This is a genomic window from Serratia sp. TSA_105.2 (assembly GCF_052692115.1).
Window position 1 is genome coordinate 13,818 of record NZ_JBQZFT010000010.1, and the last position, 21,851, is coordinate 35,668.

20 protein-coding genes are annotated in these 21,851 nt (G+C 58.7%); 5 read left to right on the forward strand and 15 right to left on the reverse strand.

What is annotated here, in order from left to right; genetic code table 11:
* Window position 1 precedes the first annotated feature (1 nt).
* The 6 genes from ACUTSC_RS21230 to ACUTSC_RS21255 form a co-directional block, all read right to left on the reverse strand.
* Entirely contained in the window at window positions 2-1,501 is a 1,500-nt protein-coding gene (locus ACUTSC_RS21230; RefSeq protein WP_197767358.1) for a sugar ABC transporter ATP-binding protein, read from the reverse strand.
* Window positions 1,502-1,510: 9 nt separating this feature from the next.
* Window positions 1,511-2,128 (reverse strand): DUF2291 family protein, encoded by a 618-nt coding sequence (locus tag ACUTSC_RS21235; RefSeq protein WP_197767359.1) that lies wholly within the window; start codon window positions 2,126-2,128, stop codon window positions 1,511-1,513.
* Window positions 2,129-2,192: 64 nt separating this feature from the next.
* Window positions 2,193-3,125 carry a substrate-binding domain-containing protein gene (locus ACUTSC_RS21240; protein ID WP_197767360.1) on the reverse strand — a complete coding sequence of 311 codons (933 nt, stop codon included), beginning with the start codon at window positions 3,123-3,125 and terminating at the stop codon, window positions 2,193-2,195.
* Window positions 3,126-3,188: 63 nt separating this feature from the next.
* Window positions 3,189-3,989 carry a GolD/DthD family dehydrogenase gene (locus tag ACUTSC_RS21245; RefSeq protein WP_197767361.1) on the reverse strand — a complete coding sequence of 267 codons (801 nt, stop codon included), beginning with the start codon at window positions 3,987-3,989 and terminating at the stop codon, window positions 3,189-3,191.
* Window positions 3,990-3,999: 10 nt separating this feature from the next.
* Entirely contained in the window at window positions 4,000-4,905 is a 906-nt protein-coding gene (locus tag ACUTSC_RS21250; protein ID WP_197767362.1) for a transketolase C-terminal domain-containing protein, read from the reverse strand.
* Window positions 4,906-4,907: 2 nt separating this feature from the next.
* Window positions 4,908-5,711: a transketolase gene (locus ACUTSC_RS21255; RefSeq protein ID WP_004930671.1), complete on the reverse strand. Its 804-nt coding sequence runs from the start codon at window positions 5,709-5,711 to the stop codon at window positions 4,908-4,910.
* A gap of 389 nt (window positions 5,712-6,100) precedes the next feature.
* On the opposite strand from ACUTSC_RS21255, the gene ACUTSC_RS21260 reads away from it, so the two are divergent.
* Window positions 6,101-6,895: a DeoR/GlpR family DNA-binding transcription regulator gene (locus ACUTSC_RS21260; RefSeq protein ID WP_197767363.1), complete on the forward strand. Its 795-nt coding sequence runs from the start codon at window positions 6,101-6,103 to the stop codon at window positions 6,893-6,895.
* 22 nt (window positions 6,896-6,917) lie between these two features.
* Here the strand turns inward: ACUTSC_RS21260 and pgpB are convergent, their stop codons facing one another.
* Complete coding sequence (gene pgpB / locus ACUTSC_RS21265; protein WP_197767364.1) at window positions 6,918-7,679, reverse strand: phosphatidylglycerophosphatase B; 762 nt, start codon at window positions 7,677-7,679, stop codon at window positions 6,918-6,920.
* A gap of 279 nt (window positions 7,680-7,958) precedes the next feature.
* Here pgpB and ribA point away from each other — a divergent pair, with 279 nt between their 5' ends.
* Entirely contained in the window at window positions 7,959-8,552 is a 594-nt protein-coding gene (gene ribA / locus ACUTSC_RS21270) for a GTP cyclohydrolase II (RefSeq protein ID WP_019452695.1), read from the forward strand.
* A 53-nt stretch (window positions 8,553-8,605) separates the two neighbouring features.
* Here the strand turns inward: ribA and acnA are convergent, their stop codons facing one another.
* The 4 genes from acnA to topA all read right to left on the reverse strand — a co-directional run bounded on the left by acnA (window position 8,606) and on the right by topA (window position 15,861).
* Window positions 8,606-11,278, reverse strand: coding sequence for an aconitate hydratase AcnA (gene acnA, locus ACUTSC_RS21275; protein ID WP_197767365.1), 2,673 nt, complete (start codon window positions 11,276-11,278; stop codon window positions 8,606-8,608).
* Between the two features lie 223 nt (window positions 11,279-11,501).
* Window positions 11,502-11,738, reverse strand: a complete 237-nt coding sequence (locus ACUTSC_RS21280) for a hypothetical protein (RefSeq protein ID WP_060424102.1) — start codon at window positions 11,736-11,738, stop codon at window positions 11,502-11,504.
* Between the two features lie 190 nt (window positions 11,739-11,928).
* A complete protein-coding gene (cysB, locus tag ACUTSC_RS21285; RefSeq protein WP_004930690.1) occupies window positions 11,929-12,903 on the reverse strand; it encodes an HTH-type transcriptional regulator CysB in 975 nt (324 codons plus the stop codon).
* A gap of 360 nt (window positions 12,904-13,263) precedes the next feature.
* The gene (gene topA / locus ACUTSC_RS21290; RefSeq protein ID WP_197767366.1) at window positions 13,264-15,861 is read right to left on the reverse strand and encodes a type I DNA topoisomerase; all 2,598 of its coding nucleotides are present in this window, start codon (window positions 15,859-15,861) and stop codon (window positions 13,264-13,266) included.
* 427 nt (window positions 15,862-16,288) lie between these two features.
* Here topA and ACUTSC_RS21295 point away from each other — a divergent pair, with 427 nt between their 5' ends.
* The gene (locus ACUTSC_RS21295) at window positions 16,289-16,540 is read left to right on the forward strand and encodes a YciN family protein (RefSeq protein WP_004930700.1); all 252 of its coding nucleotides are present in this window, start codon (window positions 16,289-16,291) and stop codon (window positions 16,538-16,540) included.
* Window positions 16,541-16,591: 51 nt separating this feature from the next.
* On the opposite strand, the gene sohB is transcribed toward ACUTSC_RS21295, so the two are convergent.
* A complete protein-coding gene (gene sohB / locus ACUTSC_RS21300) occupies window positions 16,592-17,638 on the reverse strand; it encodes a protease SohB (RefSeq protein ID WP_004930703.1) in 1,047 nt (348 codons plus the stop codon).
* Between the two features lie 359 nt (window positions 17,639-17,997).
* Here sohB and ACUTSC_RS21305 point away from each other — a divergent pair, with 359 nt between their 5' ends.
* Both ACUTSC_RS21305 and cobO read left to right on the forward strand, forming a co-directional pair.
* Window positions 17,998-18,759, forward strand: a complete 762-nt coding sequence (locus ACUTSC_RS21305) for a YciK family oxidoreductase (RefSeq protein ID WP_197767367.1) — start codon at window positions 17,998-18,000, stop codon at window positions 18,757-18,759.
* Between the two features lie 13 nt (window positions 18,760-18,772).
* On the forward strand, window positions 18,773-19,363 hold the full coding sequence (gene cobO, locus ACUTSC_RS21310; protein ID WP_049200634.1) for a cob(I)yrinic acid a,c-diamide adenosyltransferase: 591 nt from the start codon (window positions 18,773-18,775) through the stop codon (window positions 19,361-19,363).
* 38 nt (window positions 19,364-19,401) lie between these two features.
* Here cobO and rluB read toward each other — a convergent pair whose 3' ends face one another.
* The 3 genes from rluB to ACUTSC_RS21325 all read right to left on the reverse strand — a co-directional run bounded on the left by rluB (window position 19,402) and on the right by ACUTSC_RS21325 (window position 21,776).
* Window positions 19,402-20,307, reverse strand: coding sequence for a 23S rRNA pseudouridine(2605) synthase RluB (gene rluB, locus ACUTSC_RS21315; protein ID WP_025303042.1), 906 nt, complete (start codon window positions 20,305-20,307; stop codon window positions 19,402-19,404).
* A gap of 162 nt (window positions 20,308-20,469) precedes the next feature.
* Window positions 20,470-21,267, reverse strand: coding sequence for an alpha/beta fold hydrolase (locus ACUTSC_RS21320; RefSeq protein ID WP_197767368.1), 798 nt, complete (start codon window positions 21,265-21,267; stop codon window positions 20,470-20,472).
* Window positions 21,268-21,416: 149 nt separating this feature from the next.
* Window positions 21,417-21,776, reverse strand: a complete 360-nt coding sequence (locus ACUTSC_RS21325; RefSeq protein ID WP_046898939.1) for a Rap1a/Tai family immunity protein — start codon at window positions 21,774-21,776, stop codon at window positions 21,417-21,419.
* Between the last annotated feature and the right edge of the window lie 75 nt (window positions 21,777-21,851).

Consider the following 21,851-nt stretch of genomic DNA (forward strand, 5'->3'; position numbering starts at 1 on the left):
CTTATGCATGAGGGGTTGAGGCGCGGATCAGCGTTTCGCGATCGGCCCGTTCACGCGGCAGATCGGCCGTCAGTTTCCCGTCCGCCATCACCATCACCCGGTCGGCCAGTGAGACCACCTCATCCAGCTCCGACGAAGAGAACATCACCGCCAGCCCCTGGCGTGCCATAGCGCCAATCAGGTGATAAACATCCGTTTTGGCGCCGACGTCAATTCCGCGCGTCGGCTCATCGAGAAACACTACCTGCGGCCCGGTCAGCAGCGCCTTGCCCAACACCACTTTCTGCTGATTGCCGCCGCTCAGGCTGGTGATTGGCAGCTCCCGGTCGCTCACCTTGATCGCCAGTTTTTCGATCATGCCATCGACCAGCGCGCACTCCCCAGCCGCCGCCAACGGCCGCAGTGCATTACGCCCCAGGCTGGCCAGGGTCATGTTGGCCTTGATTGACATCATCTGTACCAACCCCTCCGCCTGCCGGTCTTCCGGCACCAGCGCCATGCCCAACGCCATGCGTTGACGAAACCCCAGCCGCTCCACGTTTTTGCCGTTGAGCAAAATGCGGCCGGCGGTCTGGCGCATCACGCCGTTGATCACCTTGAACAGTTCGGTGCGGCCGGCCCCCAACAGGCCATAAATGCCGATCACTTCCCCTTTGCGCAGTGAAAAACTGACGTCATCAAGGCAATAGCCGCCGCTTTCACGCGGCAGCGTCAACCGCTCGACCTTCAGCACTTCATCCCCTTGCTCTGCCGCGCAATAATCAAAGTGCTTGCTCTTTTCCCCGACCATCTTTTCGATGATCCACGGGATACTGACGTTGCAGACCGGCTCGGCGGCAACAAAACGCCCATCGCGGAACACCGTGATGCGATCGCCAATCTCCATCAGCTCTTCCAGACGGTGAGAAATGTAGATGATGGTGACGCCGCGTTTTTTCAGATCGGCGATCACCCGAAACAGCGTGCGCACCTCAGCCTGGCTCAGCGCCGATGTTGGTTCATCCATGATCAACACCCGGGTGTCCTTCGCCAACGCGCGAGCAATTTCAACCAGTTGCTGATGACCGATGCCGAGGCTGCCCAACGGCGTATGCGGATCGATGTCCAACTCCAGCCGCTGCAGCAAGGCTTTGGCCAGCTGATATTGATAGTCCACATTGATGCGGCCACGCTGGAAGAACTCGTTAGCCATAAAAATGTTGTCCATCACCGACAGGTTGGGGAACAGGTTCAGCTCCTGAAAAATGATGCTGATCCCGAGCCGCTCCGCCTTCTGCGTGGAGGTTAACGTCACCGCTTTTCCCTCCAGCTCGATGGTGCCGGAAGACGGGGTTTCCACCCCCGCCAGCAGCTTCATCATGGTCGATTTGCCGGCGCCGTTTTCGCCGATCAGCACGTTGACCTGATTGCGAATCACTTGATAATTCACGCTATCCAACGCCGTGACGCCGGGATAGAGACGCGAAACGTTGCGCGTTTGAATAATGACCGGTTCGCTCATCACGCCCCCTTAAGGTTGAATGCGTACCGGCGTGATCAACAGCGGCTCGACAGGTGCCTGCCAGCTGCTGAATACGCCATACACGGTAATGTGGTCACCCACCTTGGGCTGGGATCCGGCCAGTTCGTCGATCGAAGCCTGATTAATCGCCCTGGCAAAATCGCCGAACAACGCTTGGTCATTGAAATCGCTGTAGCTCAGGCCGCGATAGCTGTCGCGCAACGCCGTACCGCGATAAACCGGCCCGATCTGCACCTCCACGCTGCTGAGCGGCGCATCGGTCACTTTGAGCGTTAATTTTCCGCTGCGCGATCGGGTGTTGACCGCCGCGACTTCACCACTGACCTTAACGTTGAAATAACAAGGAAACTCCGGTTGAGCGCGGTACCCCAGCAGACCGCAGGCGCTGTCAAAACCCTTGGCCTGGGCGATCCGGGCGATCAGCTCGCCCAGCGGCTGAGCCGTTTTGACCGCTTGCGGGGCGATTTGGCTGCGGTAAATCTCCGCCGCCTGCGCCACATGCGGATTCACCGGGGAGCGAAGCTCCGCCAGCTTTTTCTCCGAGACGATACGGCAACCGCTCAACGTCAGGACGACGGTGACGGCCAGCGCAATGCGCATCGACATAACAACACCTCCGATCGCACCCCGCCGCCGGGACGGGGTGATGAAAGACGCCGCTCAACGCGGATTACGGTTTGAAGTTGAAGTCACTGACCCGTTGCGCATTGTCTTTGCCGATCAGGATGCCGCGGAACATCACACGCTCCTTGCCGGTATAGCTGCCGGATTGGAAATAGCCGTCGAGGATTTCAACGCCCTGCGCGGCGATCGCCTGCGCCTGCAACATCACGCTGGCATAGAGGCTACCGTTGAGAATGGCGTCGCGTTCATCGTTGCTGCCGTCGATGCCCACCACGGTGACATCCTGCCGGCCGGCGGCCTTCAGCGCTGCCACTGCCCCCAGCGCCACCGGGCCGTTGCCGCAGATCACGCCTTTGATGTCCGGATGCGCCTGCAGGATGCTGTCCATGATGCGTTTTCCCTCCAGCAGATTGCCCTTGGCATCCTGACGCGCCACGCTGACCATCTCAGGATATTGGTCGATCACGTTGTGGAACGACTGCGAGCGCGTGACGCAGTTATTGTCCGCCAGGTTGCAGGTCAGCTCGGCGTATTTGCCGGTTTCTCCCATTTTTTCTACAAACTGGTTGGCGACGTCCGAGCCGGCCTGGAAGTTGTTATGGGTGATCTGCGCCAACGCCACGCCATCCACCGGGATCTCGCGGTTGATCAGTACCACCGGAATACCGGCGTTTTTCGCCTGCTGCACGGCGGCGACGCTGGCTTGGGAATCGGCGTTATCCAAAATGATGCCCTGTACTTTGCGGCCGATAACCAGGCTGATCAGCTCTCCCTGGCGCTTAACGTCTTCACCGTGCGACAACAGCAGCGTCTGGTAACCGAGGTACTTGGCCTTGGTCTCGGCCCCCTTGGCCTCTGCGGAGTAATAAGGGTTATCCAGCGAATTGACGAGAATGGCGATCGTGCCCTTTTCCGCCGCCATGGCAGAGGTGCAGGCAAAACCGGTGAGCAGGGTAAGGTAAGTGGCTATTTTTCTCATGATGGTGTTCTCTTATCGTTGTGTTGAACATCGTCTGGTGTTGGCGATCGCTGCGGTTGCCGCTTACCAAATGGTAAAACCGCCGTCGATCATCAGGTCCGCGCCGGTAATCATGTCGCTGCCGTTGCTGGCAAAAAACAGGATCGCCGCCGCAATTTCGTCGGTATAAGCAAAACGCCCCAGCGGGATCAGTTTTTTCATCGCCTCGCCCTTCTCGCCGCGCCAGGCTTTCTCTCCCATAGGCGTCAGCACCACTGTGGGCGATAACGTGTTGACCGTAATGCCGTGCGGCGCCCATTCTTTGGCCATCACCTTGGTCATGCCCAGCAGGCCCGCCTTGGCGGAGGTGTAAGCGCAGTGATCGTCAATGGCGATGGAGGCCGCCTGTGATGCGATGTTGATGATTTTCCCGCCGTGGCCGGCGGTTATCGCACGGCGCGCCAGTTCCTGCGAGCACAGGAAGGGCCCGGTGAGATTGACCGCCAGATGGCGCTGCCACTCCTCGAGCGTGACCTCCGTCGCCGGCTGCAAATTGACGTAGCCCGCGCAGTTGACCAGGATATCGAGCCGACCAAAGCGAGATTGAGCCGCGTTGAAGGCGGCAGCCACCGAGTCGGAATCGGTCACGTCGCACACCTGGCAGAACACCTGTTCTTCCCCCAACTCTCGCAGCGCCGCCGCGGCCTTGTCCTGTTCAAAGGCCGGATACATCAATACCAGGCGCGCGCCCTTTTCCAACAGCAGGCGATTGGCGGCCATCGCGATGCCGCCCAGACCGCCGGTGATCACGGCAACCTTCCCTGCCAGCGACATCCGGCTATCGACACCGTAGCGTAAATTGACGTCGTATTCGTTCCGATCCATCGCATTCCCCCTATTGCGTTAACTGAGCCTGCAATCCTGCCGCATCGATGGCGTATTGACGCCGCAGCGCCACCCGGCTGCTGCTGTGAGTAAATTCGTAAGCCGGCACGCCCAGTGCGGTAAACGGCCGCGACAGCTGATGCCGCAGCAACAGTTCACCGATGATGGTACCCAGGCCGCCGCTGAGGGCGTGCTCCTCTATGGTCAGCACCCGGCGGTGCGAACGCATCAACGCCACTACCGCCGCCTCATTGAGTGGCCAGAGCGAAGGCAACGAGACGATGGTCGGGTTTTCGCCCAATTCCAGTACCTTCATTGCCTCATGAGCCACCGTCCCCAGGCAAAACACCAGATTGTCAGAGCCCTGATGCAACACCTCCGGCTCTCCGGGGCGGAAGTGATAGCTCGCGTTCAACACCGGCAGCTTGTCGCTGTCCATGCGGATATAGGCCGGGCCGGGTTGAGCGATGACATAGCGGACAATCTCTGCCGCTTGCCGCGCATCCGCCGGCGCATAGACGCTGAGATTGCCCAGCGTGCGGGCGATGGCGATATCGTTCATGCAGTGGTGCGTCGCCCCCAGCGGCCCATAGCCGAACCCAGCATTCAGGCCGAGCATTTTCACGTTGGTTTCCGTGTAGCAAACATCGTTTTTCATCTGTTCGTTAGAACGGGCAAACAGAAAAGGCGCGGCATTGGCGGTAAAGACCGTACGGCCACTGAGCGCCATGCCGGCGGCCATGCCCACCATGTTCTGTTCGGCAATACCGACGTTCACCACCCGTTCTGGATAAGCCTGCTCAAAAGGTGCAATTTTCGACGTGGACGTGGAGTCCGCGACCATCACGCTCAGATCGGCCCCCGCCAGTTGCTCTTCGATCAACGCCGTCACTACGGCATCGCGTAAATCCTGCATGTTCACCCCTCCAGTTCCGCCAGCGCCTGCGCCAGCTGTTGTTCGTCCGGTACCGCGTGATGCCAGGCAGCAACGTTAGCCATAAACGACACGCCGTGACCCTTTTCGGTATTGGCCAAAATCACCCGCGGCTTGTCCTGACTCGGGCGTTGGATCGCCGCCACCAGCGCCGCCGGATCGTGCCCGTCGCACTCCAGGGTTTCGAAACCGAAAGCGCGCCATTTTTCCGCCAACGGTTCCAGCGGCATGATGGCCTCTGTCTTGCCCGCCAACTGCAGCCGGTTGCGATCGACGATGGCAATCAGGTTATCCAGCTTGAATTTGCTGGCCGCCATCGCCGCCTCCCAGTTGGATCCCTCCGCCAGCTCACCGTCGCCCAGCAGCACGAAAGCGCGGCGATGTGCGCGCCCGGCCAGTTTATTGCCCAGCGCCAGCCCCACGGCGATCGGCAGGCCATGCCCTAAACCGCCGGAGTTAATCTCCACCAACTCCGGCAGCTTCTGCCGCACCGGGTGCCCGGCCAACAAGGTGTCGTCGCCCATGAACTGATCGAGCACCGCCGGATCGAGCAGGCCCATCGCCGCGCAGCTGCAGTAAAAACCGCCGGCGCCGTGCCCTTTAGACAAAATGAACCGATCCTGATCGGGCCGGGCATTGCTGCGATCCATCACCGCCATATACAAGGTGCAGATGATGTCGATTTCCGACAGATCGGCGCCGGTATGGCCCTTGCCTGCCTTATGGTTCATGGTCACCACATATCGGCGCGCCTGGCGCGCCGTGTTTTTAATCGCCTGGAAGTCCATCGTCACCTCTGCTTGAGCGCCTTGATTATCGTTATCGCATCGAAACCGATCCGCTAACTCGCCTTTGATTTTCGAATGGAAATCATATGCAGCAAAAACGATAATTAATGTGGGCAAGATCAAATTTCAAACAAAAGCACTCGGAAGGCAAAGCCGCAAATCATTAAAATATTTAAATAACAATTGCATATGAATAACCAGGCTACTTTAAGTTCGTTTTTACCGTTGTTTTTTTTACTGACCTCATTGATTTTCGAATAAAAACCAAAAGGGATTATCGGGTTTAGCCATAGCTTTATCAATAATCGCAAGCTAGAATTCAGCGCATCAATAAGGAGTTGCCGCGGCAAACCGCGCGGCGGAAACTGACAGGTGCAGGAGTCTTTCGATTGAAAAGCAAAAGCGAACAGCTGGCGGAAATGCAGCAACGGCGCGAAAAGATCCTCGACATGATCCGCGAAGACGGCTCGGCGACGGTCAAAATGCTTACCGATACCTTCAAGCTGACCGAGGCGACCATTCGTACCGACCTGCGGGTTCTGCAGCAACAGGGCTACGTGCAGCGCTTCCACGGTGGCGCAACCCTGGTCGACGGCAAGCAAAATACCCATGCCATGCTGTTGGAACGCCAGGTCAACCTGACCGCCAAGGATCGCATCGGCAAGCTCGCCGCCGGTTTTATCGAGCCGGGCGACACCATCATTCTTGATTCTGGTACCACCACCACGGCTATCGCCAATCACTTGAATCACATAAAAAAGCTGTCCGTTATCACCACCGGCGTCAATATCGCGCTGCAACTGGGCGGCGAACCGGGCGTGAACATTTTGCTGACCGGCGGCTCGTTCAAATTTCCGACACTCTCCACTTCCGGGGACAAAGCCGCCAGCTTCTTCGAAAACGTGCTGGCGCAGAAACTGTTCCTCGCGACAGCCTGCATCTCACCCCGCCACGGCCTCAGTTTCCCAAGCGAAACCGACATCAAACTGAAAATGGCGATGATCAATGCAGCCAACACGGTGTATGTGGTTGCCGACGCCAGCAAGATCGATAAGGTTTCAATGTTTGCGCTGCCTTGCGACTGGCAGCATATCGACTATTTGATTACCGACGACGGTATCAGCGATACCGCCATACAGGCCTTTGAGAAGGTCGGGGTGAAGGTGTTGGTGGCAGGCGCCTGACGGGCGCCTGCGAGAAGCGTGCTTATTCCGGCTTGCGCGCCGCGATTTCCTGCTGCTCTTGCGGCGGCGGCGTCAGCGGGCCGAACCAGCGCTGCGCCAGCCAGCAGGTGACCACCACCAGCAGCCAGCTGATCAGCGTGGCCATCGCCAGATCGCGCGGCCAGTGCATGCCCAACAGCAGGCGGCTGCCCATCACGCCTGTCGCCCACACCATCAGCAGCGCGACGGTTTTATAATGGCGGCGCGGCCACAGCAGCCCTACGCCCAACAGCGCCCAGGTGGCGGCGAACATGGTGTGCCCCGATGGGAAAGCGAAGCCGGTTTCAAACTGCCAGTGCTTGCGCAGCCAGTTCGGCACCAGCGTCTGATCCTGCAGTTGCTCGCGCACCAGCGCGCTGCGCTCTTTGCGATGCAGCGAATAGAAGTATTTGCCGTCCACGCCGTGGGTTTGTTCCAGCCATACCACAAACGGCCGCGGTTCCTGCACCCGATCCTTGATTAACGACTTGACCCCCTGCCCGATCACCAGCGCGGCGAAAAGCAGGAGCGCCAGACCGATGGCCGCCTTCAGCCGAAAGCGCAGGCACCACAAAAACCAACCGCAGAGGATAGCGCTGGTCAGAATGCCCCACGGCGAGGTCACGGTTTCGGTCACCCAGTACAGCGCTTTGAGCAGTGGCTCATTGCCGCCGGGCTGCCAGTGCCAGCCGGATGCCCAGACGACCAGCGGCATCAACAGCAACAGCAGCGCGCCGCCCGCCGTACGTTTTGCTATCTCATACATTCCTGTTTTCCTCTGCGTGAATCAGGCTGCAGTGTAACAAGAGTGTAATCTTGATAACACGCGAAAAATTAAACAGATAGGCAACCTATCGCAATAATAGGCAGCAGGAAAACGCCATCTGCTGGTTTGCTGAGCACCGCCCGGCAAGAAGTTGTGGCAAAATAGCCGATAATTAACGAAATAGAGATCGGCGTAGCACGTTTTAGTCTTGGTCAATTTACCGAACCGGACTTAGGATGCGCGACAATGATTGAATCGTACGCTTTTGTGGAGAGTGACATGCAGCTTAAACGGGTGGCAGAGGCTAAACTGCCGACACCTTGGGGCGATTTCCTGATGGTAGGATTCGAAGAACTGGCGACCGGGCATGACCATCTGGCGCTGGTATTCGGTGATATTTCCGGCGAAGCGCCGGTGCTCGCGCGCGTGCATTCCGAATGTCTGACCGGCGATGCCCTGTTCAGCCTGCGCTGCGACTGCGGTTTTCAACTGGAAGCCGCGCTGGAGCAAATCGCCGAAGAAGGCCGCGGCATCCTGCTTTATCATCGCCAGGAGGGCCGCAATATCGGCCTGTTGAACAAGATCCGCGCCTATGCCCTGCAGGATAAGGGCGCAGACACCGTGGAAGCCAACCACCAGCTCGGCTTCGCCGCCGATGAGCGCGACTTCACCCTGTGCGCCGACATGTTCAAACTGCTGGGCGTCGACGCGGTGCGTTTGCTGACCAACAACCCGAAAAAGGTCGAGATCCTGACCGAAGCCGGCATCAACATCAGCGAGCGCGTGCCGCTGATCGTCGGCCGTAACCCGAAGAACGAGCACTATCTGGCGACCAAGGCCGCCAAAATGGGCCATTTGCTCGACCAGAAGTGATCGCCGCCGCGGAAACAATCAGGGCGCCTTGCGGCGCCCTTTTTATTGCTTAATTACAGCATTTTCCTGATCACATAGTGCAGGATGCCGTCGTTTTCGTAGTAGGTCAGCTCATTGCCGGTATCGATACGGCAACGGGTGTCGATCACTTCCTTGCGCCCATCGGCATAGGTGATATGCACCGGCACCGTCTGGCCCGGCTGCAGCTGCTGCAGGCCGCCGACGCTGATCTGCTCATCCCCGGTCAGCCCCAGGGTTTTGCGCGTCACCCCCTGTGGGAACTCCAGCGGCAAAATCCCCATGCCGATCAGGTTGGAGCGGTGGATACGCTCGAAGGACTCGGCAATCACCACCCGTACGCCCAGCAGGCGTGGGCCCTTCGCCGCCCAGTCGCGGCTGGAGCCGGAACCGTACTCTTTACCGGCGATCACCGCCAGCGGCACCTTCTCCTGCTGATACTGCATGGCGGCGTCGTAGATAGACAGCTGCTGCTGCGACGGGATATGGCGGGTATAGCCGCCTTCCACGCCCGGCACCATTTCGTTGCGGATGCGGATGTTGGCGAAGGTGCCGCGCATCATCACTTCGTGGTTGCCGCGGCGCGAGCCGTAGGAGTTGAAATCCTGCGGCGCTACGCCGTGCTCGCTCAGGTAACGCCCCGCCGGGCTGTCGCGCTTGATGTTGCCCGCCGGCGAGATGTGGTCGGTGGTCACCGAATCGGCCAGAATCGCCAGAATGCGCGCGTCTTTGATGTCCAGCACCGGATCCGGCTTCACCTTCATGGTGCTGAAGAACGGCGGATGGCGGATATAGGTAGAATCCTCCTGCCACTGATAGGTTGCCGAACCGGTCACCTGGATCGCCTGCCAGTTGGCGTCGCCGTCGAACACTTCGCCGTATTCCTTGTGGAACATCTCGGTGCGCACTTCTTCCACCGCCTGAGCGATGTCCTGGCTGCTCGGCCAGATGTCCTTCAAATAGACCGGCTGACCGTCGTTGCCCTCGCCCAGCGGCTCTTTGGTCAGGTCAATCTTCATGCTGCCCGCCAGCGCATAAGCCACCACCAGCGGCGGCGAAGCCAGCCAGTTGGTTTTCACCAGTGGGTGAATACGCCCTTCGAAGTTGCGGTTGCCCGACAGCACCGCGCCCACGGTCAGATCGCCCTCTTTGATCGCCTGCTCGATCGGATCCGGCAGCGGGCCGGAGTTACCGATGCAGGTGGTGCAGCCATACCCCACCAGGTTGAACCCCAGCTCTTCCAGATAGGCGGTGAGTTTGGCGCTGTCGAAGTAGTCGGTCACCACTTTGGATCCCGGCGCCAGCGAGGTTTTTACCCAGGGTTTGCTGCGCAGCCCTTTCTTGACGGCATTTTTCGCCAGCAGGCCGGCCGCCATCATCACGCTCGGGTTGGAGGTGTTGGTACAGGAGGTGATCGCCGCGATCACCACCGCGCCGTCGCGCAGTTCGTGCTGCTGCCCGTCCAGCGTGAAGGTTTTGCTGTCGGTATTGGCCTTGTGCCCCCCGATATCCAGCTCGGTGGCGGCCTTGAACGCCTGCGGCACATTCGGCAGCGCAACGCGATCCTGCGGGCGTTTCGGCCCGGCGAGGCTGGCTTCCACGGTTGACATGTCCAGCGCCAGCGAGCTGGTGAAGATCGGTTCATCACCCGGGTTACGCCACATGCCCTGCGCTTTGGCGTAGGCTTCCACCAGCGCGATTTGTTCGGCGCTACGGCCGCTGAGCTTCATATAGCCGAGCGTAACGTCATCCACCGGGAAAAAGCCACAGGTGGCGCCGAACTCCGGCGACATGTTCGCGATGGTTGCCCGGTCCGCCAGCGGCAGATCGGCCAGCCCGTCGCCGTAAAACTCGACGAATTTGCCGACAACGCCGTGCTTGCGCAGCATTTGGGTCACGGTCAACACCAGGTCGGTGGCGGTAATGCCCTCGCGGAGCTTGCCGGTCAGCTTGAAGCCGACCACGTCCGGGATCAGCATCGACACCGGCTGGCCCAGCATCGCCGCTTCCGCTTCGATGCCGCCGACGCCCCAGCCGAGGATGCCGAGTCCGTTGATCATGGTGGTGTGGGAATCGGTGCCCACCAGCGTATCGGGATAAGCCACGCGGCGGCCGCTTTCATCGCTGTGCCAGACCGTTTGGCCAAGGTATTCAAGGTTAACCTGGTGACAGATGCCGGTGCCCGGCGGCACTACGCGGAAGCGGTTGAAGGCTTTCTGCCCCCAGCGCAAAAAGGTGTAGCGCTCGTGGTTACGCTGCATTTCGATACGCACGTTGTCTTCAAAGGCGTTGTCATCGCCAAATTCATCGACGGTAACCGAGTGGTCAATCACCAGATCCACCGGCGACAGCGGGTTTACCTGGTCGACGTTGCCGCCCAGCCGCCGTACCGCTTCGCGCATCGCCGCCAAATCCACCACCGCCGGTACGCCGGTAAAATCCTGCATCAGCACGCGCGCCGGACGGTAGGCGATCTCACGGTCAGCATGGCCGGTTTGCAGCCAGGCGACAATGGCCTTGAGGTCGTCAACCTGCACGGTGTCACCATCCACATGGCGCAGCAGGTTCTCCAACAGCACTTTCATTGATTTCGGCAACCGGTCGATATCTCCCAGCTGCTTCGCCGCCAGCGGCAGGCTGTAGTAGTAATACTCGCTATTCAGCGCAACCAGCTTATCCAGACTTGTTTCACGAAGATCGGACGACATAGCTCCTCCATTTCTTATTGTGACTAAAACAGGGTAATCAGTGAGGTCTTGTTTAAAGATACCACAAAGATAAGTTAACGTTTTGATAACAACACGATTTGATCACAACGATAGGCGGGAACAATCAGCGGGAAAGAAGTGCGTGCGCCGCCAAGGGGTTAGGCAATGCGCCAACAAAAACGCCGCAGCGAGGCGGCGTTTTGGCAGGGAAAATCCCGGGGCTTTAGCGGGGTTTACGCACCAGGCGGCGACAGACTATTAGGACAACCGCCGCAATGATGGCAGAGACACCCAATTTAATGGCAATAACAACCGAGTCGAAATTATTCATCCCTATTTCACCATCACCGCTAATTTCTATGTTGTTGGAAACGAAGCTGTCGAAAATGCCGTCTGGTAGGTAGCGCAGCAACAAAAGGGTGAGCAACAAGAACAGAACAATCCAGAGACTTTTTTTCATCGTGATACCACGCATTTACTGTAATCAGGCACGCCTTGAACATCTGCACTCTACTCAGACGCTAACGGGTTGAAAAGAGGACAGCGACTTTTCAGGATGATCCTGAGAAGCAAGAAGGCACGGATTTCCGGGCTAAAAAAAACCCGGTTAGGCAGGCGCCTTTCCGGGTTTGATTTGATATCGTCGATGGTTACTTAATCGGCAGCTTGATGTCCTTGAACATCGCTTCGATTTCTTCGTTGGAGCGCAGCGCCACCGCGCTGTCGACCACGTCGCGCGTCAGGTGCGGCGCGAAGCGCTGAATGAAGTCGTACATGTAGCTACGCAGGAAGGTGCTGCGGCGGAAGCCGATCTTGGTGGTGCTGTAGGTGAAGATATCGCGCGCATCCACCGTCACCAGATCCGGATCCTGCACCGGATCCACCGCCATGCTGGCGATCACCCCCACCCCCAATCCCAAACGCACGTAGGTTTTGATCACGTCGGCGTCGGTAGCGGTAAAGACGATGCGAGGCGTGAGGCCGGCGCGATTGAAGGCGGTGTCCAGCTCCGAGCGGCCGGTAAAGCCGAAGGTGTAAGTGACGATCGGATAAGCCGCCAGCTCTTCAATACTGATGCTGCTTTTGCCCGCCAAAGGATGATCGGGCTTCACCACCACCGCACGGTTCCAGTGGTAGCACGGCAGCATGATGAGATCGTCATACAGGTGCAGCGCTTCAGTGGCGATGGCGAAATCGGCGGTGCCCTTGGAGACCGCTTCGGCGATCTGCGTCGGCGAGCCCTGATGCATGTGCAGCGAGACGCGCGGGTAACGCTCGATGAAGCCCTTGATCACGTTGGGCAAGGCGTAGCGAGCTTGCGTATGCGTGGTGGCGACGTACAGCGAGCCTTTGTCCGGGTAGGTGTGTTCACCGGCAACGGCTTTGATGGCGTCCACTTTGGACAACACTTCACGCGCAATGCGAATGATTTCCTGGCCGGCCGGGGTGACCTGGGTCAGGTGTTTGCCGCTGCGGGCGAAAATCTGGATGCCCAGCTCATCTTCGAGCATACGCACCTGTTTACTGATGCCGGGTTGCGAGGTATAGAGCCCTTCTGCCGTCGAGGAGACATTCAGGTTGTGGTTAACCACTTCCACAATGTAACGAAGCTGCTGCAATTTCATATCTTATACCATCCTAGGTTAAACACTGCGGCTTACCCGCAGCCAGGTATATCGGTGTCGCCCCGGTATGCTGAAACTCACAAGCCATAAACACCGTGTTCTACCCTGATGGTGAAGAAAGCGCCGTTGTTAATAAGCTTTAATAATAAAAAAACTTTTTATATAACCACTATACCACGTTGCAGCTTCAAGTATAGATCCACGTCACACTATGATAACGATTATTTTGCATTGGTATCAACGCGAAACGGCGGTAGCGGAGGGATAAAAACAGCAAAGGATAGATCCGTTTGCCGCTTTTCACCAATAAAAAACCAGCCGCCAGGGCTGGTTTTTCATCTTGCAGGCAGGACAACGGCCTTACTTCTTGCCTTCGACCCACTTGCCGTCCACGTAGAACGCAGACCAACCGGTCGCCTTGCCGTCTTTTTCAGAGGAGACGTACTGCTGTTTGGTTTTACGGCTGAAACGCACCAGCGTTTTATTGCCTTCGGCATCCGCCACCGGCGCATCGGCCAGATAGCGCAGCTTCTCCGGCAGGCGATCCTTGAAGCGAGCCAGCTCTTCCACCAGCGGCGCACGGGTTTCGCGCGATTTAGGGAAGGTGTTGGCCGCCAGGAACACGCCGGCAGCGCCGTCACGCAGCACGAAATAGGCGTCGGACTTCTCGCACAGCAGCTCCGGCAACGGCACCGGATCTTCCTTCGGCGGTGCAACATCGCCGTTGCGCAGGATCTTGCGGGTGTTTTTGCAGTTCTCGTTGGTGCAACCCATGTACTTGCCGAAGCGCCCCATTTTCAGGTGCATTTCCGAGCCGCACTTGTCGCACTCCACCACCGGGCCATCGTAGCCTTTCAGGCGGAACTCGCCCTCTTCGATCTCATAGCCGTCGCACGCCGGGTTGTTACCGCAAACGTGCAGTTTACGCTGGTTGTCGATCAGATAGCTATCCATCGCCGTACCGCATTTCTGGCAGCGGCGGCGGGCGCGCAGCGCGTTGGTTTCCGCGTCGTCGCCTTCGAGGATGTTGAGCACTTCCGCTTCCGGCACCAGGTTGATGGTGGTTTTGCAGCGCTCCTTCGGCGGCAGCGCGTAGCCGGAACAGCCGAGGAACACGCCGGTGCTGGCAGTACGGATACCCATCTTGCGGCCGCAGGTCGGGCAGTCGATGCTGGTCATCACCATTTGGTTAGGCCGCATGCCGCCTTCTTCCGGATCCTTCTCCGCCGTTTCCAGCTGCTCGCTGAAGTCGACAAAGAACTCGTCCAGCACCGCTTTCCACTCGGCCTGGTTGTTGGCGACCTCATCGAGACCGTCTTCCATGCGCGCGGTGAAGTCATAGTTCATCAGCTCGCGGAAGTTTTCTTCCAGACGATCGGTGACGATCTCGCCCATTTTCTCGGCATAGAAGCGCCGGCTTTCCACACGCACATAACCGCGATCCTGAATGGTCGAGATGATGGAGGCGTAGGTGGACGGGCGGCCGATGCCGCGTTTTTCCAGCTCTTTCACCAGCGAGGCTTCGCTGTAGCGCGCCGGCGGCTTGGTGAAGTGCTGGCTCGGGATCAGTTTCTGCAGATCCAGCTCGCTGCCGATTTCGACGTATGGCAGGGTGCGATCTTCATCGCCCTTGCGCAGCGCCGGCATCACCTTGGTCCAGCCGTCAAAGCGCAGCGTACGGCCCTTGGCGCGCAGCTGATAATCGCCGGCTTTCACCGTCAGCGTGGTGGAATCGTATTGCGCCGGCGTCATCTGGCAGGCGACAAACTGGCGCCAGATCAGCTGATACAGCTTCTGCGCGTCCGCTTCCATGTCTTTCAACTGCTCGGCGAGCACGTTCACGTCCGAAGGTCGGATCGCTTCGTGCGCTTCCTGCGAATTCTCTTTGCTGCTGTACTGATTCGGCGCCTTCGGCAGGTATTTGTCGCCGAAGTTGTCGCCGATGTAGCCACGCACCATGTTGAGCGCATCCTGGCTCAGGTTGGTGGAATCGGTACGCATATAGGTGATGTGGCCGGCTTCATACAGCCGTTGCGCCATCATCATGGTTTTCTTCACGCCGAAGCTCAGGCGGGTGCTGGCGGCCTGTTGCAGCGTGGAGGTAATGAAAGGCGCGCCCGGTTTGCTGCTGGTCGGTTTGTCTTCGCGATCCAGCACCGTGTAGCGGGCTTTTTCCAGCAGCTTGACCGCGGCGTGAGTCTGCTCGCGGTTGACCGGCTTGAACGGTTTGTCGTGCGCATGGGTCACTTCCATCTGCAGCGCGGTGTCACCCTTCGCCAGCAGATCGGCATGCAGCTCCCAGTACTCTTCCGGCACGAAGGCCTTGATGTCGCGCTCGCGCTCAACCACCAGGCGCACCGCCACCGACTGCACGCGGCCGGCGGACAGGCCGCGGGCAATTTTCTTCCACAGCAGCGGCGAGACCATATAGCCCACCACGCGGTCCATAAACCGGCGCGCCTGCTGCGCGTTGACGCGGTCAATGTTCAGCTCGCCCGGCTGTTTGAACGCCTGTTGGATCGCGTTTTTGGTGATTTCGTTAAACACCACGCGGCTAAAGCGTTTGTCATCCCCACCGATCACTTCCCGCAGGTGCCAGGCGATGGCTTCCCCTTCGCGGTCAAGGTCGGTTGCGAGATAAATGTGGTCGGCGTTTTCCGCCAATGATTTTAACTCGGCGACCACTTTTTCTTTACCCGGCAGGATTTCATAATGCGCTTTCCAGCCGTGGTAAGGATCGACGCCCATGCGATTTACCAGCGCCGCCTTCTCATCTTTTTTAACTTTTTTCTTGGCTTTGTCTTCGGTTGAGTCAGCGCTCTTTTTGCTGGCTGAGCCACTGGTCGGCAAATCACGGATATGACCGACGCTGGACTTCACCACGTAGTCATTTCCTAAATATTTATTAATAGTTTTGGCTTTTGCCGGGGACTCAACTATTACGAGAGCTTTACCCATATTTACCTTTACCTAATTTATTTCTTCTAAAAAGAAGTCTTTTATCTCGCCGTGCCGCGGCAATTCGTGTCTCTTTTTTTATATTGCGGCAGTCTGGCAAGAGATCAACAGATTTTTTTCTTTTGGTTGCCCAACTGCTCAACCTGAACGCAAGTTGTTGATCCTGCCTGCTATTCACCCATGCCCCAGAAGTATGGCTGTGTGAGTTTCATTCATGGCGTAAACAAAACCTTCCACCCGACGCCGCAAAATCCCACACTGTACCTGATAAAAAGCGTCACGCAACCTAATTAGCACGGAAAGACCGATTTCGCCAACCGGCGGCCGCCCATGGCCATCCAGACGGCAAATAAACCTTAGTCGGTTTGCGGATAAAAGCGAACCGGCGTTAGAATATGCGCAGAGTTTTTAGTTTGGAGTCTAATAAATGCGCACAAATACTGCCCCTATCGGCCGCGAGGCCCTGCTGGCGGAAGCAAATAACATCATCCGCCAACACGAAGATTATCTGCACGGCATGATCGCCACCGACGTTGAACAAAAAAGCGGCGTTTTAGTTTTCCGCGGCGAATACTTTTTGGATGCCGACGGATTGCCCACCGCCAAAACCACCGCGGTATTTAATATGTTTAAACATTTGGCCCATCTGCTTTCGGAAAAATACCACCTGGTCGATTGAGAAAAGAAAACGGGGGCACCTGTCCCCCGTTGATTCACGCTATCGCCGCCGTTACAGCAGCGGCTTTTCTCCACGCTGCCACCAGCGCAACAGCAAGCGATCGACGCTTTCCGCCGCGCTGCCGGTGAAGCGATCCATCAGGCGTTTGCGGCGCGTGTAGCGCACGGCGATCACTTCGTGGTTATCCAGCTCGGCGATCAGCAAGTCATCGCTGGTGCCGATGGCGTCGATCAAGCCCTTCTCTTTCGCCTGTGAACCGAACCAGTGTTCACCGGTGGCGACGCTGTCGATATCCAGCGACGGGCGCTGCTCATGCACAAAGCGCTTGAACAGCTCGTGGGTTTCGTTCAGATCTTCGCGGAACTTCTCGCGCCCCTGTTCGGTGTTTTCACCGAACAGCGTCAGCGTGCGTTTGAACTGCCCGGCGGTGTGCAACTCCACGTCGATGTCGTTCTTCTTCAGCAGCCGGTGGAAGTTCGGGATCTGCGCCACCACGCCGATGGAGCCGATGATGGCGAACGGCGCCGCCACGATGCGATCCGCGACGCAGGCCATCATGTAGCCGCCGCTGGCCGCCACTTTATCCACCGCTACCGTCAGGCGAATGCCACCTTTGCGCAGACGCTCCAGCTGCGAAGCCGCCAGGCCGTAGCCATGCACCACTCCGCCAGGGCTTTCCAGGCGCAGCAGGACTTCATCCTGCGCCGACGCCACCGCCAACACCGCCGAGATTTCTTCGCGCAGTGAGGTGACCTCGTGCGCGTCCATGCTGCCTTTGAAATCCAGCACATACAGGCACGGCTTGGCCACTTCCACCGCGCCGGACTTGGCGCGCTGTTTCTTCAATTTGTCATCAGATTTGGTCTGCTTCTTGAACTGTTTCAGCCAAACCTTCTGTTCGGCGGCATCCATCCGCGCCAGGCGCATATCGCGCTGCATCTCGCGATACTGTTCGCCGAGATCGGTCAGCTGCAGCTCCCCTTTCTGGCGGCTCTTGCGTTGCCCCAAACTGACCGCCAGGATGGCCAACGCGGCGATGGCGAGCACCACCGTGGCGACCTTGGCCAGAAACAAGCCATAAACAGATATAAACTCCACAGATTCCGCCTTTATTTACAGGTTGTTAGTATGCTTATTCCCATTTTAGCCAACCGCAGCGGCTGCTGTCGCGGCTAAATGAAAATTCATTGCGCACAGAGCATCACTATGGGGACGATTTACGGTCGAACCAAGCCGCCGCCGCCGCGCTTTTGTTACAAAAGAATGCCATTTCAGCCTGCTACGCATTGAAAATGCCCGCGGATTAAGGCATATAACACCCATTATTCATCAATATGATGAGACGGATTCGCTGCGCGGCCCGCAGACGGTCGAGCCTTCGCTCCCGCCCCGGCCGCGCGTTTCACCCTTGCTCCCCGATATCTGCGGGAGAACAGCCACCCAGGCGAGGATTTATCGTGCATTACCAACCCAAACAAGATCTGCTCGAACAACGTATCATTTTGGTCACCGGCGCCGGCGACGGCATCGGCCGCGAAGCGGCGCTGACCTACGCGCGCTTCGGTGCCCAGTTGGTGTTGCTGGGGCGCACCGAGAGCAAACTGCTGGCGGTACAACAAGAGATCGCGGCCCAGGGCGGCGCCCTGGCCCTGGTGGTAACGCTGGACTTACTGCACGCCACGCAGGAGCAATGCCGGCAGATAGCCGACGATCTGGCGCGCCAGATCCCCCGCCTTGACGGCGTGCTGCACAACGCCGGCCTGCTCGGCGACATCGCGCCAATGGCCGACCTGTCGATGACCATGTGGCAAGAGGTGATGCAGGTTAACGTCAACGCTACCTTTATGCTGACTCAGGCGCTGCTGCCGCTGCTGCTGAAATCCCACGCCGGTTCGCTGGTGTTCACCAGTTCCAGCGTCGGGCGCACCGGCCGCGCAGACTGGGGTGCCTATGCGGTGTCGAAGTTCGCCACCGAGGGCATGATGCAAGTGTTGGCCGACGAGTATAAAAACCGCAATCTGCGGGTGAACTGCATCAATCCTGGCGGCACCCGCACCAAAATGCGCGCATCCGCCTTCCCGCACGAAGACAAGAACAAGCTGAAGACCCCCGCCGATATCATGCCGCTGTATCTGTATCTGATGGGCGAAGACAGCCGCCGGAAAACCGGCATGAGCTTCGACGCGCAGCCGAACCGTAAACCCGGCGCGGCCGAATAATAAGGAGAGTTTCATGGCGGAAGATCGTCATCAACAGCGCCAGCAGCGCCTGAAAGAACAGGTCGATGCCCGCATCGCCGCCGCGCAGGACACGCGCGGCCTGCTGCTGGTGTTTACCGGCAACGGCAAGGGTAAAACCACGGCCGCCTTCGGCACCGTCACCCGGGCGGTTGGCCACGGCATGCGCGCCGGGGTGATCCAGTTCATCAAGGGCGAGTGGCCCAATGGCGAAAAAAACCTGCTGCAGCAACACGGCGTTGAATTCCAGGTGATGGCCACCGGTTTTACCTGGGAGACGCAGAACAAGGCCGGCGATACCGCCGCCTGTCAGGCGGTGTGGCAGCACGGCAAACGCATGCTGGCCGACAGCAGCCTGGATCTGGTGCTGCTGGACGAAGTGACCTACATGCTGACCTACGGCTATCTGGAACTGGAAGAGCTGAAGGCAGCGTTGCTGGGGCGCCCTGCGCACCAAACGGTGATCTTGACCGGGCGCGGTTGCCATCGCGATTTGCTGGAACTGGCGGATACGGTCACGGAGATGCGGCCGGTGAAACACGCGTTCGATGCAGGCGTGAAGGCGCAGCAGGGGATCGATTGGTAACAAAAAGTTCTGGCCCCGAACGGGGCCAGAATGAGGAATTAGCTGCGCTTGCTTGGCTTGCCCGGTTTACCCGGCTTGCTGCCTGGCGCACTGCGGCGGCCGCTGCCGGCCACCTGAGAGTGGCGCTTGACCGCGCGGCGGATCTGGTTAGCCTTCACGCGGCGGCGCTCACGCTCCACCGGCATTTTGCTGACCGTTTCCGGTTTCAATTCCACCAGCTCGCGCAGGTAGTTGATCGCCGGCAGATCCAGTTCCGCCCAGCCGCCGCGCGGCAGGCCTTTCGGCAGGTCGATGTCGCCGTAGCGCACGCGGATCAGGCGGCTCACCTGCACGCCCACCGCTTCCCACAGGCGACGCACTTCACGGTTACGTCCTTCGGTCAGGGTCACGTTGTACCACTGGTTGAGGCCTTCGCCGCCCTGGAAGCTGATGGTGCGGAAGGCGGCCGGGCCGTCTTCCAGCTGGACGCCCTTGCTCAGCTGCTTCACTTTCGCATCGTCAACCTGGCCGAACACGCGTACCGCGTACTCGCGCTCCACTTCTCGGCTCGGGTGCATCAGACGGTTGGCCAGTTCACCGTCGGTGGTGAACAGCAGCAGACCGGAGGTGTTGACGTCCAGACGCCCTACCGCCACCCAGCGCGAACCGCGCAGCTTCGGCAAGCGATCGAACACCGTCGGGCGGCCTTCAGGATCGCTGCGGGTACACAGCTCGCCTTCCGGTTTGTAGTAAGCCAGCACCCGGCAAACCACCTCTTCGGATTCTTTGATCGACAGGACATGACCGTCCAGACGAATTTTCATCGCCGGCGTCACTTCAACGCGATCGCCCAGCTTGGCGACCTTGCCGTCGACGCTGACGCGCCCGGCTTCAATCATGGTTTCGATTTCACGACGCGAGCCATGCCCGGCGCGCGCTAAAACTTTCTGTAACTTTTCGCTCATTGAGCAACCTCTAATGTCGCCTTCACAGGCGTCGGGGGGATACCGCCGCGGCCAAGCGCCACAACGGTCATAATACGTTTATCAGGATCGAACCGCGTATTATACAGGCTTTCTAAGGTGTTGAAACCCACTTTATCGGCGGAGGCCCCCTTCAGACGGCGTTCACCGCGCCAAAAAATCCTCCACCGCCCACAGCACCGCGTCAGGCCGTTCCAGAATGCCGAGGTGAGTACGAGCCTCTCCTAGACGCACCACGGAGAAAAACGGCTGCTCGGCGGCAAATGCCTGCTGCTGCCGCAGATAGTCGTCGCGGCGGTCCAACGAGTAGATATGCCGGCACGGCGGCGGCGCGCTCATTCCCGCCAGGCGTTGCAGCGGCGAGCCGAATTGCCGGTAGGCCTGTTCGATGGCCACGCCGGCGGCACGCCAGAGCCGGTAATCCTCCTGCGCCATCTCGACCTCCAGATGGCGTTTGACCCGATCGTGGCGGATGCCGCCCTGCCAGAAGTCGAACAAGGCATCACGCGCCGCCAGCCACTGCTGCGGCTGCTGCATGCGGCTCACCGCCGTAAAGAACGCCGGTTCCGGCTGCGTCATGATCCAGTCGAGAAACACCATGCCCCGTACCCGCTGCGGCAACGCTTCGGCCAACGCCACCGCCAGCCAGCTGGCGTGCGCCACCGACAGGGTGACCACGTCATCCAAACGCAGCGCCGTCAGCAGCTGACGCACATCTTCCAGTAAATCGTCCGCCGCCAGCGACATCTCCGCCGCTTTTGACGACAGGCCGTGGCCACGCCAGTCGATGCTGATCACCCGATAGCGTTCGGCCGCCAAGGCGATAAACGGTTCGAATACCGTTTTCGGTTCGCACCAGCCGGGCAGCAACACCAGCGTGAGTGGCCCTGAGCCGATATCCTGATAATCGAGCATCATGTTGGCACTGTGAAATGCGGTCATATTACCTCCTGCGCGTCTCTCCCCGACCCGTTCGGGAAATACCGACGAGGATAAGGTGACAGCGCAGCAGGCATTGATCTATTGAAGTTCGTGCGGAAAGCGGCCCGAGCGCACCTTATGAAAAAATGCGCACGAATTGGAATGGGAACTTAATGGCGCACGCAGGGATAGGCGGCGCTTAACGCCAGCATGATCACCGACGGTGCGGAATAATGCAGTTGTTCAGGATGCTCGTTCAAATACTGCATCACCGCGTCGGCGGCTACGCCGATGCTCATCCCGGCCGCCGGGCAGATATTGCGGTTGCCCTGCATGGAATAGGTATCGAATACGCCGGCGACGTATCCCATGAACATGCCGCCATTCAGCGCTTCGGCCACGGTGGCTTCACCGCTTTTATTTTTTACGTAACCGCCGGATTCGGCCAGCAAACCGCTGCCCGAATAAAACCCCGCATTTGCCATTGAGGAAAATAATAAGGCCGCTAAAAAAGAAACCTGTTTAATCATTGCTGCGCATCCTGCCCATTATCAATTCTGAAGTAATCAAGAATAGCGGCTTTCACGCGAAATAGCGTCGCTTCA

Coding starts and splice junctions, on each gene's coding strand:
- ACUTSC_RS21230 (WP_197767358.1), bottom strand. CDS start 1,501: ATGAGCGAACCGGTCATTATTCAAACGCGCAACGTTTCGCGTCTCTAT.
- ACUTSC_RS21235 (WP_197767359.1), bottom strand. CDS start 2,128: ATGTCGATGCGCATTGCGCTGGCCGTCACCGTCGTCCTGACGTTGAGC.
- ACUTSC_RS21240 (WP_197767360.1), bottom strand. CDS start 3,125: ATGAGAAAAATAGCCACTTACCTTACCCTGCTCACCGGTTTTGCCTGC.
- ACUTSC_RS21245 (WP_197767361.1), bottom strand. CDS start 3,989: ATGGATCGGAACGAATACGACGTCAATTTACGCTACGGTGTCGATAGC.
- ACUTSC_RS21250 (WP_197767362.1), bottom strand. CDS start 4,905: ATGCAGGATTTACGCGATGCCGTAGTGACGGCGTTGATCGAAGAGCAA.
- ACUTSC_RS21255 (WP_004930671.1), bottom strand. CDS start 5,711: ATGGACTTCCAGGCGATTAAAAACACGGCGCGCCAGGCGCGCCGATAT.
- pgpB (WP_197767364.1), bottom strand. CDS start 7,679: ATGTATGAGATAGCAAAACGTACGGCGGGCGGCGCGCTGCTGTTGCTG.
- ribA (WP_019452695.1), top strand. CDS start 7,959: ATGCAGCTTAAACGGGTGGCAGAGGCTAAACTGCCGACACCTTGGGGC.
- acnA (WP_197767365.1), bottom strand. CDS start 11,278: ATGTCGTCCGATCTTCGTGAAACAAGTCTGGATAAGCTGGTTGCGCTG.
- ACUTSC_RS21280 (WP_060424102.1), bottom strand. CDS start 11,738: ATGAAAAAAAGTCTCTGGATTGTTCTGTTCTTGTTGCTCACCCTTTTG.
- cysB (WP_004930690.1), bottom strand. CDS start 12,903: ATGAAATTGCAGCAGCTTCGTTACATTGTGGAAGTGGTTAACCACAAC.
- topA (WP_197767366.1), bottom strand. CDS start 15,861: ATGGGTAAAGCTCTCGTAATAGTTGAGTCCCCGGCAAAAGCCAAAACT.
- ACUTSC_RS21295 (WP_004930700.1), top strand. CDS start 16,289: ATGCGCACAAATACTGCCCCTATCGGCCGCGAGGCCCTGCTGGCGGAA.
- cobO (WP_049200634.1), top strand. CDS start 18,773: ATGGCGGAAGATCGTCATCAACAGCGCCAGCAGCGCCTGAAAGAACAG.
- rluB (WP_025303042.1), bottom strand. CDS start 20,307: ATGAGCGAAAAGTTACAGAAAGTTTTAGCGCGCGCCGGGCATGGCTCG.
- ACUTSC_RS21320 (WP_197767368.1), bottom strand. CDS start 21,267: ATGACCGCATTTCACAGTGCCAACATGATGCTCGATTATCAGGATATC.
- ACUTSC_RS21325 (WP_046898939.1), bottom strand. CDS start 21,776: ATGATTAAACAGGTTTCTTTTTTAGCGGCCTTATTATTTTCCTCAATG.